This is a genomic window from Synechococcus sp. CB0205 (assembly GCF_000179255.1).
GTDB lineage: Bacteria > Cyanobacteriota > Cyanobacteriia > PCC-6307 > Cyanobiaceae > Vulcanococcus.
On record NZ_ADXM01000063.1, the window covers coordinates 1 to 9,354 of the forward strand.

At 66.3% G+C, this 9,354-nt stretch carries 12 protein-coding genes and 1 tRNA gene; 11 read left to right on the top strand and 2 right to left on the bottom strand.

The window, feature by feature from the left end:
• The first annotated feature begins 173 nt into the window (after positions 1–173).
• The 5 genes from CB0205_RS0112500 (at position 174) to CB0205_RS14885 (ending at position 4,254) form a co-directional block, all read left to right on the top strand.
• Complete coding sequence (locus CB0205_RS0112500; RefSeq protein ID WP_010317803.1) at positions 174–1,577, top strand: hypothetical protein; 1,404 nt, start codon at positions 174–176, stop codon at positions 1,575–1,577.
• A gap of 34 nt (positions 1,578–1,611) precedes the next feature.
• Positions 1,612–2,220, top strand: a complete 609-nt coding sequence (locus tag CB0205_RS14870) for a sigma factor (RefSeq protein WP_010317804.1) — start codon at positions 1,612–1,614, stop codon at positions 2,218–2,220.
• Between the two features lie 67 nt (positions 2,221–2,287).
• On the top strand, positions 2,288–2,983 hold the full coding sequence (locus CB0205_RS14875) for a response regulator transcription factor (protein WP_010317805.1): 696 nt from the start codon (positions 2,288–2,290) through the stop codon (positions 2,981–2,983).
• 533 nt (positions 2,984–3,516) lie between these two features.
• Complete coding sequence (locus CB0205_RS14880) at positions 3,517–3,933, top strand: sigma factor (RefSeq protein ID WP_010317807.1); 417 nt, start codon at positions 3,517–3,519, stop codon at positions 3,931–3,933.
• Positions 3,934–3,942: 9 nt separating this feature from the next.
• Positions 3,943–4,254 carry a hypothetical protein gene (locus tag CB0205_RS14885; RefSeq protein ID WP_010317808.1) on the top strand — a complete coding sequence of 104 codons (312 nt, stop codon included), beginning with the start codon at positions 3,943–3,945 and terminating at the stop codon, positions 4,252–4,254.
• A 22-nt stretch (positions 4,255–4,276) separates the two neighbouring features.
• Here the strand turns inward: CB0205_RS14885 and CB0205_RS0112525 are convergent, their stop codons facing one another.
• Positions 4,277–5,419, bottom strand: a complete 1,143-nt coding sequence (locus CB0205_RS0112525) for a fatty acid desaturase (protein WP_010317809.1) — start codon at positions 5,417–5,419, stop codon at positions 4,277–4,279.
• An 81-nt stretch (positions 5,420–5,500) separates the two neighbouring features.
• Here CB0205_RS0112525 and CB0205_RS0112530 point away from each other — a divergent pair, with 81 nt between their 5' ends.
• From CB0205_RS0112530 to CB0205_RS0112540, 3 genes are all read left to right on the top strand, one after another.
• Positions 5,501–6,172 carry a hypothetical protein gene (locus CB0205_RS0112530; RefSeq protein ID WP_156797981.1) on the top strand — a complete coding sequence of 224 codons (672 nt, stop codon included), beginning with the start codon at positions 5,501–5,503 and terminating at the stop codon, positions 6,170–6,172.
• On the top strand, positions 6,172–6,738 hold the full coding sequence (locus tag CB0205_RS0112535; protein ID WP_010317811.1) for a PAP/fibrillin family protein: 567 nt from the start codon (positions 6,172–6,174) through the stop codon (positions 6,736–6,738). Before CB0205_RS0112530 ends, CB0205_RS0112535 begins: the two co-directional genes overlap by 1 nt.
• Before the next feature lie 255 nt (positions 6,739–6,993).
• A complete protein-coding gene (locus CB0205_RS0112540; protein WP_010317812.1) occupies positions 6,994–7,212 on the top strand; it encodes a hypothetical protein in 219 nt (72 codons plus the stop codon).
• A 52-nt stretch (positions 7,213–7,264) separates the two neighbouring features.
• Here the strand turns inward: CB0205_RS0112540 and CB0205_RS0112545 are convergent.
• Positions 7,265–7,336, bottom strand: a tRNA-Lys gene (locus tag CB0205_RS0112545).
• Between the two features lie 130 nt (positions 7,337–7,466).
• Here CB0205_RS0112545 and CB0205_RS0112550 point away from each other — a divergent pair.
• From CB0205_RS0112550 to trmFO, 3 genes are all read left to right on the top strand, one after another.
• Positions 7,467–7,985, top strand: coding sequence for a gamma carbonic anhydrase family protein (locus CB0205_RS0112550; RefSeq protein ID WP_010317813.1), 519 nt, complete (start codon positions 7,467–7,469; stop codon positions 7,983–7,985).
• Between the two features lie 86 nt (positions 7,986–8,071).
• Positions 8,072–8,194 carry a photosystem II protein Y gene (locus tag CB0205_RS0112555; RefSeq protein ID WP_010317814.1) on the top strand — a complete coding sequence of 41 codons (123 nt, stop codon included), beginning with the start codon at positions 8,072–8,074 and terminating at the stop codon, positions 8,192–8,194.
• Between the two features lie 58 nt (positions 8,195–8,252).
• A partial coding sequence (gene trmFO, locus CB0205_RS0112560) for a methylenetetrahydrofolate--tRNA-(uracil(54)-C(5))-methyltransferase (FADH(2)-oxidizing) TrmFO (RefSeq protein WP_010317815.1) occupies positions 8,253–9,354 on the top strand: 1,102 nt, incomplete at its 3' end.

Consider the following 9,354-nt stretch of genomic DNA (forward strand, 5'->3'; position numbering starts at 1 on the left):
ATCTAAAGAGGACAGAAGACAAAGCAGCGAATGCACCATCGCTGGTGATCCAGAGCTAGTGATGAAACAGAGAACCTGAAGGCAGCCGGGGGTCCCCTTCTTTCACTCTGTCGTGACTGAAACCCAAGCCCAGCACCAAAACCGCCTTCCAGACCTCTCGACCTCGTCCTTTCATGCAGGAACCCAGGCTCTGCGGCCAAGAAGCCGCGATCCGCGCCGCCATGGCCGAGCCCGGGACCTACTGGCGCGAGCACTCGACCCTGCAGCTCGATCAGCTGCGCTCGGGCTTTGCCTGCGCGCTGCACATGCACCAACCGACCATCCCGGCGGGCTCTGGCGGGGAGTTGATCTCCCACCTCCAGTACATGTTTGAGCACCCGGGGGAGGGCGATAACCACAACGCCGAGCCCTTTGCCCAGTGCTACCGCCGCCTGGCCGATCTGATCCCCCAGCTGATCGAGCAGGGCTGCAACCCGCGGATCATGCTCGACATCTCCGGGAATCTGCTCTGGGGAGCCGAGCAGATGGACCGCAGCGACATCACAGATGCCTGGCGCCACCTGGCCTGTGATCCCGAGATGCAACGGCACGTCGAGTGGCTCGGCACCTTCTGGGGCCATGCCGTAGCCCCCTCGACTCCGATCCCGGATCTACGGCTGCAGATCGAGGCCTGGCAGCACCAGTTCGCCTCGGCCTTTGGCCTGGAGGCCCTGCAGCGGGTGCGCGGCTTCTCCCTACCGGAGATGGCCCTGCCCAATCACCCCGACACCCTCTTCGCCCTGGTCGATGCCCTGCAGCAAGCCGGCTACCGCTGGGTTCTGCTGCAGGAGCACAGCGTCGAGACCCTCGCTGGCGGCCCCCTCAGTGAGGCCCAGAAGTATCTGCCCAATCGCCTGATCGCCCGCAATGGCCAGGGCGAGCGCCGCGAGATCACCGCCTTGATCAAAACCCAGGGCTCCGACACCAAGCTGGTGGGCCAGATGCAGCCCTACTACGAAGCCCTCAGCCTCGATCGCCTCCCCCTGGGAGACATCAGCGTGCCGTCCCTGGTCTCCCAGATCGCGGATGGCGAAAACGGCGGCGTGATGATGAACGAATTCCCCCAGGCCTTCCTCCAGGCCCACCAGCGCAGCGCCGCTGAGCCGGGCACCGCCGCCATTAACGGCAGCGAATACCTCGAACTGCTGGATTGCGACACCGCCGCCTTCCCCGCGATCCAGGCCGCAGGCCAGGGGGAACTCCTGCAAGGACTCGGGGAGCGCTGGTCAGCACAGAAGCTGCAGGAGCGCATCGATGCCGGCTGCAACGTCGAGGGGGCCTCCTGGACCAACGACCTCAGTTGGGTCAAGGGCTACGAGACCGTGCTCGAGCCGATGCAGCAACTCAGCGCCGCCTTCCACCAGCGCTACCCGACGGCCCTCCCCAGTGATCCCAGCTACCAGCAGGCCCTGCTGCACCTGTTGCTGCTGGAGACCAGCTGCTTCCGCTACTGGGGGCAGGGCACCTGGACCGACTACGCCCGCGAGCTCCATCGCCGCGGCCAGGCGCTGCTGAGCCACTCCAGCCAGAGCGCCTAAAAGCGGGAACACTCCAATCAGCTGGAGTGTTCGCATGCATCCATCCGTGCGCCAGTGGCTTGAGCGCAGCCGTCGCCATGCACCCCTGCCAGAGCGCACGGTGCTGGAGCTGGCCCGCACGATTCAACGCTGGCAGCAACATCCAGCCGGTCCCACCCAGGCCCCCAGAGCGATTCAAAAGCGGGGCCTGCGGGCGCGGGATCAACTGGTGCGCCACAACCTCGCCCTGGTGGGATTCACCTGGAGAAAGCAACACAGCGGCCTGAGCCCTGAGGATGCAGCAACGGCCGATGCCCTGCAGGAGGCGGCCCTGAATCTGCTGCGGGCCGCAGAGAAATTTGACCCAACCCGGAGCTATCGCTTCTCCACCTACGCCAGCTTCTGGATCCGCCGCGGATTGCTGCGGTTCTGCCAGCGCGACCGGCGCTGCATTGCCTTCCCCCGCGAGCAGGCCGCGCTGGTGCTCAAGGCCGAGCAACTCAGTGAAGAGCGCATGCGCTGCAATGGGATTGGCCCCAGCCTGAGCTGGCTCGCCGCCCAGCTGAGCACGAGAAAACAGCCCATCGCTCCAGCGCAATTAGAAGCCTTGATCCGCAGCTGGAATCACACCCAGACCTGCTCAATTGAGGCCTTCGCTTTCTAAGTCAAATCCAAAGGATCAGCCCCTCATCAGCCGTCGTCCCTAGAGCAAAGAGGGTGAATAAGGGGCCGTGAATCCGGCTGTACTCCGCCAACAGATTCAGGCGCTGCAGCGGGCCATCAGCACTCTGCAGCAGGACTGGAGCATTGCCGTCTGCGCAGCGGACGAACGGTTGATTGGGATCGTCTGCCTACTGCTCGATCACTGCGACTTTGCCGCGGGGTCCATCGCAGAACTGCTGGCCCTGCCGCTGCCCAAGCAGCAGAAGTTGCTGCTGATTTGTGATGACGAGCTCGCCGATGGCGGCGCCCTGGAGTTGATCCAGCGTCTGCCGCAGGCCACGGTCCTGGTCTGCCTCGATGCCGCCATTCCGCAGGAACGCCTGGCCCTGCTCTGGCGCAGCGGCGCTGCGGGACTCTGCTGCCGCCAGCACTGCGGCGGCGGTCGTCTGCTCCAGGCGGTGCTGATGCTGATGCGGGGGCTGCAATCCCTCGATCCGCTGTTGGGGGAGCGGCTACGCGGGCAACCACCGCGGCTGATTCCCCTACAAGGCAACGAGCAGCACCTGCTGGAGCTGCTCGCCCGCGGTTTCAACAGCCGGGAGATCGCGGCGCTGGAGCAACGCCGCAGCGACACCATCCGCCGTCAGCTCAGTGCGCTGTACCGCAAAGTCGGTGTGCGAGACCAGCGTGCCTTGCTCGCCTGGGGGCTCGGACAGGGCCTGGTGCGCCCCCGCGACCTGGCCTGCCGCACACCAGATCACTGAGCCGCCCGGCCTCCAGCACCGGCAGCAGGTCCAGCAGCTTGAACTGATCGCTCCGGCTTGGGAGCCATTCCGCCAGCACTTGGCGATCCCCCAGCGGCACAGGCCGGGGCAACGGCAACAGCCGCCCCAGCATCGGTAGCCAGCGCCCCTCAGACCAGGGCTCAAAGCAGCTGATCTCAGCGAGGGCGCTGATCGCCTCGGCCGCTGGAGCGAGCGCCGCCAAATAGAAGAGCGTTGGCAGCTTCTCCACCGGCAGGGGTAAAGGCAGCCACATCCCCCGTTCACAGGCGATCGCCATCGCCTGGTGGTGGTGGGCCGTCAACAGCAATTGGGTGGCCATGGGTTTCGGTCTCTCTGGGCCGGTTCTGTCTGCTGCCCGGCCTCCGGCGCCGCCCACAGCCGTGGCGCGTTTTTGCACAGCTGTGGGGAGCGCCCAGACGTCACTGGAATCTTTCGGGCTCAGACGGCTCTGGTCTTTCGCCTTCTTTCGGTATTGGCCGGCGCGGGTAGCCTCCCGCACCTGTTTGAACGCCATGCCCACTCGCCTCACCTGCGAGCAACGCCGTTTTGCCTGCCAGCACCTCGGTCTCGCCCGCCAACAAGCCCACCGCTATGCGCGGCGCTGGGGCATACCGATCGAGGAGCTACTCAGCCCGGCCTACGAAGGGCTCTGCAAAGGAGCAGCCCAGTTCGATGCCGCCAAGGGCTATCGCCCCTCCAGCTACCTGGTCAGCAAGGTCAAAGGGGAGCTGCTGCATCACCTGCGCGACACCGGCTTCGCCGTGCGCATCAGCCATCGCTACCGCGAGCTCTGGGTCAAGGCCCGCCGCTGGCTCGAGCTGGACCTGAGCGACGCCGAGATCGCCATCCGCCTGGGGGTGCCCCTGGCCCTCTGGCTGGACTGCCGCCAGGCCTGCGGACTGCGCCCCGGAACCCTTGAGGGCCTTTGACATGGACCCTTGCGACTCCAAGACCTCACCCACCTGCTCACAGGACTGCTGCCCCTCTTCAGCCAGCGGCGCCCAGCCCCCAGCCCCCGCCGCCGCTCCTTTGAGCAGGGGGACTGGCTGGCGGAGCTCGAGCTGCTGCAACTGGCCCAGGAACTCAAAGCCCTGGCCGATCAAGGCGGCGGTTTTGAAGCCGAGCTCTTCGATCTGATGGTCTCCATCGCCGATGTGCTCGAGCTCGACCACGGCTGGCCGCGCAGTCAATCCAACCAATGGCTCGTGCGCATGGGCCTGTGGGAGGAGGACCTCTCCGACGAGGCCTAAAGCCCCTCGCAGTGCTGCAGGCTCAAAAGTAGAAGGCCCCATCCACCGGGGACTGCCGCACCGCCTTGCAGCGGGTCGCCACACGCCAGAGGGCTTTGTGGATGGGCGTGGGGTCAAAGCGCACCAGCTGGGGGTAGCGCTGGCGCAGCAGCGCCGTCCCGCGCCAGGCGTTGTAGTGGGGGATGGCCGAGTTCACGTGGTGGCAGACGTGGGTTGAGCCAATGCCGTGGTGCAGCAGGTTGATCAGCGGGCCGTAGGGCCGATCAACGGTCTGCAGCGCCCCCTTCACCCAGGTCCAGTGCTGGGAGTCGTAGTGGGGAATCTCCACATCGGTGTGCTGCAGCCAGGTGTAAACCACGAGCCAGCCATTCACCACCAGATAAGGAAGGCCGTAGACCGCCAGCACCCGCAGCGGCGAGAACTGAATCGCGGCCACGACAAGGGCCCCCAGCACCACCACTAGGCCAATGTTGGAGCGCAGCATCCAGCGGCGGAAGGCCGCAGGGAAGAGGGGCCGCTTCAGGGGAACGCCCTGCTCCGGCATCCGGAAATGGGAGACCGAACTGCCGTAGGCCTCACCGCCGGTCACACCAAACAGCAGATAGAGCGGCCAGCCGATGACGACGTGGTTGAACAAGGCCACCAAGCCCGCCATGGGGCGGCCGAGCTTGCGGGCCAGTCCTTCGGTGAATAGCCCCATGGGCGAACTCGCCCGCGGCGGCACATGGGTCTGGCCCCGCTCGAGCTCGTTGCAATAGGCGTGATGCACCGCATGACTGCGGGCCCAGCAGTAATAGGGAACCAGCAGCAGGCTGTGCAGCACAAAGCCCACCACACCCTCGACCCGTCGGTTCGGGTGGAAGGCGTTGTGGCCGCATTCGTGGGCCAGGACCCAACAGCCCATGGCCACGGTGCCGGTCCCCAGCCCGTAGACGAGCCAGAGCGGCAGGGCCGCCCAGCTCAAAGGAATCAAGGTGCCCAGCCCGTAGGCCAACAGGGACAGGCCCAAGGAGAGGGCCAGGCTCCCCCAGGACTTCAGCGGGTCATGGCGCAGCAACTCCTCCGGCAGCGCGCCGAGCAGTTCGGCCTTGCTGGGGAAGTCCTGATCGGCGGGGCTGATCGAACGCCGGGAAGGGGAAGAAACGGCCGCGGTCAAACGGACCACCTGGTCAAAAGGAACACAACGGCCTTCGGATTTGCTTAAGAATCTATGGACCGACGGTTCGCCCTGGCCAGAATGCCCGCCATGGACCATCCCCTGGTGTTTGTGATCGCTCCGCAGACGGGGCTTCCGCAGGGAGAGACCAGCTGGGCAGAACTCGTTGCGCTCCAGCACCAGGGCCCCAGCAGGGGCTTCGCCCTTCGCCTGTTTGTGGCTGGCGAAATGCCAAGCGATGGCCTCCCCCAATTGCCCTGGGACGGCCAGTTGGATCCAGGCGGCAGTGGATCCCTGCGCAGGCTGATCTGTGATGCGGTGGTCCCCGGCTTTGCTCCCCAGGAGAACGCCATCGGCGTCTACGAGCGCAGCAGCGATCCAGACGTCCTGCGCTGCATCGATTGCTTTGCGCTTCAGGACGCCGTCAATGAGACCTGCTGGTTCTATCCCACCCATGACGGTCGTTTTCTGAGCTGGCAGCGGGATCTGGCCCTCCGCCTCGAGCCCGGTGTGGTGGCCGCCGAGGGGGCCAGCCAGGTCCCCGAGAGCTATGAGCGCAGCCACCTCGCCCTGCTCTGGAGCCTGCTGGCCGATGACGAGAGCCTGACCTGCGTCGGCCTGACCTACGGCGGCCAACGGATCGAGTGGGGCATCAGCCAAGGAACGCCCGCTTGCCAGACCACCTGGAGCGTCTTCACCGTGGACACCGAGGCCGAGGTGAGCCTGACCGTGAATGCCCGCGCCCAGGTGCTGCAGCCCTGATGGGCAAAACCAGCCCCCCGGAGCGAAGGGAACTGCTGGAGCTCCTGCGCCAGAACCCCAGGGGCAGCGCCAACCGGCAGCGCCAGCGGATCGAGCAGCTCATTGGTGTCCTCGAGGGCGCCCAGCCCGCGGACCTCTCGGACCCGAGTACCCAGCCGCTGTTGGAGGGATTCTGGGAGTTGCGCTGGAGCAGCAGCCAGCAGCCCTATCTGACGGTCGCCCCCTGGCTGGAGAACCTCCAGGGCCTGGCCCCCTCCCAAGGACGCGGCGTCAACCAGCTGCGCCTACCCGGGCCCCTGGGCGCCATCACCGTGGAAGCCCAGTTGACCCTGGACCCCGATCGCGCCCAGCGGGTCCAGGTGCGCTTTCGCCGCGGTGGCTGGGTTGGACCCAACCTGGGGGGGAAGCGTCTCCAGTGGCTCCAGGACGTTCAGCAGTCCTTCCCGGCCTGGCTGGACATCACCGTTGTCGATCGCGAGCTCAGGATCTGCCGCGGCAATGCCGGCACCCTCTTTGCCCTGCTGCGGCGGCCGGAGTTGAGCGTCGATCAACTGCTCAAGCCCTAAACCAAAAACCCCCGTGCCAAGCGGCCGGGGGTGATGGAATGTGCAGTTGGTTGAAGCGGCTGGTTTGGCGCCTGGGGCCGAACATTCCAGGTGTGGGGCTTTGTGCTCCTGGGGCACCTCAGGCGGTGCAGATGGAGTGTCGACGGCTCAGACGTCCCTAATCAGTGTCCGATCCGACGACCTGCCTCACGAATGGGTGAAGACTGTTGGAGCAGGGGCCAGAAGTCAGCGTGCTTCTGCTGCTAGCGAGGTGGCGTGTCGTCCATTGAGGACGCCTCCTGGGTTCGATGGACACAGCATCGCCGCGCCGGCGGGGCCAGGCAATCCGCCATTACACGCATTGCTCTAGCCCCAGAGATCGATCAGCTTGGTTGGTTTGGGGCCTTGCCATTGGCACCAACCCTGTCCCTGCTGGCTGGCTTTTGCCTGCTGGGCTTTGCCCTGCTCCAACTGGTCTTCCGTTGGATGAGCTGAGCGCAGACAAAACGAAGGCTCGATTGCCGAAGCAACCGAGCCTTCAAAAAAATGGGTCGTCTCAGATTCGAACTGAGGACCAATCGGTTAAAAGCCGAGTGCTCTACCGCTGAGCTAACGACCCGCCCGAACGCAGGTTAGACACCGTTGTTGGGGGGCGCCCAAAACTGGGCACCGAGTGAACGTATCACCCAGAGGTGCCCGCCTTCAAACCCCCCGAGAATGCGGGCCTACCCCTCGTTTGCAGCACGCCCATGGCCAGCGCTCCGTGGCCCACGCCATCGGTCCATCCCGACGCCTGGGTGGCGGACAGCGCCGTGCTGATTGGCGACGTCCAGCTGGCCGCGGGCGCCAGCCTCTGGCCCACCGCCGTCGCCCGGGCTGATGTCTGCCCGATCGTCATCGGCGAGGGCAGCAACGTCCAGGACGGCGCCGTGCTCCACGGCGATCCGGGCCAGCCGGTGCTGATCGGTGCGGACGTCACCATCGGCCACCGCGCTGTGGTCCACGGCGCCACCCTCGAAGACGGCTGCCTGATCGGCATCGGTGCGATCGTCCTCAATGGGGTCACCGTCGGTGCCGGGGCCTTGGTGGCCGCCGGATCCGTGGTGACCAAGGACGTGCCACCCCGGGCCCTGGTCATGGGCGCCCCAGCCCAGGTCAAACGGGAGCTGTCTGAGGAGAAGGCTGCCGAGCAGCGGGAGCACGCCCGGCGCTACCGCCAGCTGGCCATGGCCCACGCGGGGCGATCCACGGACCTGGGTTTCCACTGAGGAGGCCAATTGCTGCGAATTCGATCAGCTCCCGGAGTTCAAGGAACAGAAGTTCGTAAGATCTCGGCACTCCTTTTCCCCCAGTCATGGACGCACGGCTCCTGCTTGTTGTGACCCCGATCCTTCTGGCCGCCGGCTGGGCTGTGTTCAACATCGGCCGCGCCGCCGTGGGCCAACTGCAGATGATGCTCAAGCGCGCCCAAGGCTGAGGCCAAGCGCCCACCCACCGGCTCCTAGCCTGATCAATTCAGGCGGAGCCGGTTTCGCGTGTCTCAATCCAGCTCCCAATCCGTCCTGGTGATCGGAGCAGGCCTGGCCGGAACCGAGGCCGCCTGGCAGATCGCCCGAGCTGGAATCCCGGTGCGGCTCGTGGAGATGCGGCCGGTGCGCCGCTCCCCCGCCCACCACAGCAGCGAGTTCGCCGAGCTGGTCTGCAGCAACAGCTTCGGAGCCCTCAGCAGTGATCGGGCCGCGGGCCTGCTGCAGGAGGAGCTACGCCGCCTTGGCTCCCTGGTGATCGGCACCGCGGACCAGCATTCCGTCCCCGCCGGTGGTGCCCTGGCGGTGGACCGCGGCCGCTACAGCGCCGCCCTGACGGAAAGCCTCGAGCAGCACCCCCTGGTGACGGTGGTGCGCGATGAGCAACTGGCCCTGCCCGGCCCTGAGCAGATCACGGTGCTGGCCACCGGCCCCCTGACCAGCGAACCCCTGGCCGAGGACCTGCGCGCCTTCACCGGCCGGGGGGACTGTCACTTCTTTGACGCCGCCAGTCCAATCGTTGAGGGCGAGAGCATCGACCTCTCGATCGCCTTCCGCGCGTCCCGCTACGACAAGGGCGACGCCGACTACATCAACTGTCCGATGGACAAAGAGCAGTTCCTCGCCTTCCGCGAGGCCCTGCTGGCGGCCGAGCAGGCCGAGCTCAAGGACTTCGAAAAAGAGAACGCCACCTTCTTCGAGGGTTGCCTCCCGATTGAGGAACTCGCCCGCCGCGGCGAGGACACCATGCGCTACGGCCCCCTCAAGCCCATCGGTCTCTGGGATCCCCGCTGGGGCGATGTCAACGACCGGGACGTGCGCCGGGCCAAGCGCGCCTACGCCGTGGTGCAACTGCGCCAGGAGGACAAGGACGGCCGCCTCTGGAACCTGGTGGGCTTCCAGACCAACCTCAAGTGGGGCGAGCAGAAGCGGGTGCTGCGGATGATCCCGGGCCTGGAGAACGCCGAGTTCGTGCGCTTCGGGGTGATGCACCGCAACACCTTCCTGGAGGCGCCCCAGCTGCTGGATCCCACCCTGCAGTTCCGCAGCCGCCCGACCCTGCTGGCCGCCGGCCAGATCACCGGCACCGAGGGCTACGCCGCGGCCGTCG

What these genes read in the sequence shown, in the direction of transcription:
- CB0205_RS0112555 (WP_010317814.1), top strand. Translation starts at nt 8,072, where the DNA reads ATGGACGCACGGCTCCTGCTTGTTGTGACCCCGATCCTTCTGGCCGCC.
- CB0205_RS0112530 (WP_156797981.1), top strand. Translation starts at nt 5,501, where the DNA reads ATGGACCATCCCCTGGTGTTTGTGATCGCTCCGCAGACGGGGCTTCCG.
- CB0205_RS0112500 (WP_010317803.1), top strand. Translation starts at nt 174, where the DNA reads ATGCAGGAACCCAGGCTCTGCGGCCAAGAAGCCGCGATCCGCGCCGCC.
- CB0205_RS14870 (WP_010317804.1), top strand. Translation starts at nt 1,612, where the DNA reads ATGCATCCATCCGTGCGCCAGTGGCTTGAGCGCAGCCGTCGCCATGCA.
- CB0205_RS14880 (WP_010317807.1), top strand. Translation starts at nt 3,517, where the DNA reads ATGCCCACTCGCCTCACCTGCGAGCAACGCCGTTTTGCCTGCCAGCAC.
- CB0205_RS0112550 (WP_010317813.1), top strand. Translation starts at nt 7,467, where the DNA reads ATGGCCAGCGCTCCGTGGCCCACGCCATCGGTCCATCCCGACGCCTGG.
- CB0205_RS0112535 (WP_010317811.1), top strand. Translation starts at nt 6,172, where the DNA reads ATGGGCAAAACCAGCCCCCCGGAGCGAAGGGAACTGCTGGAGCTCCTG.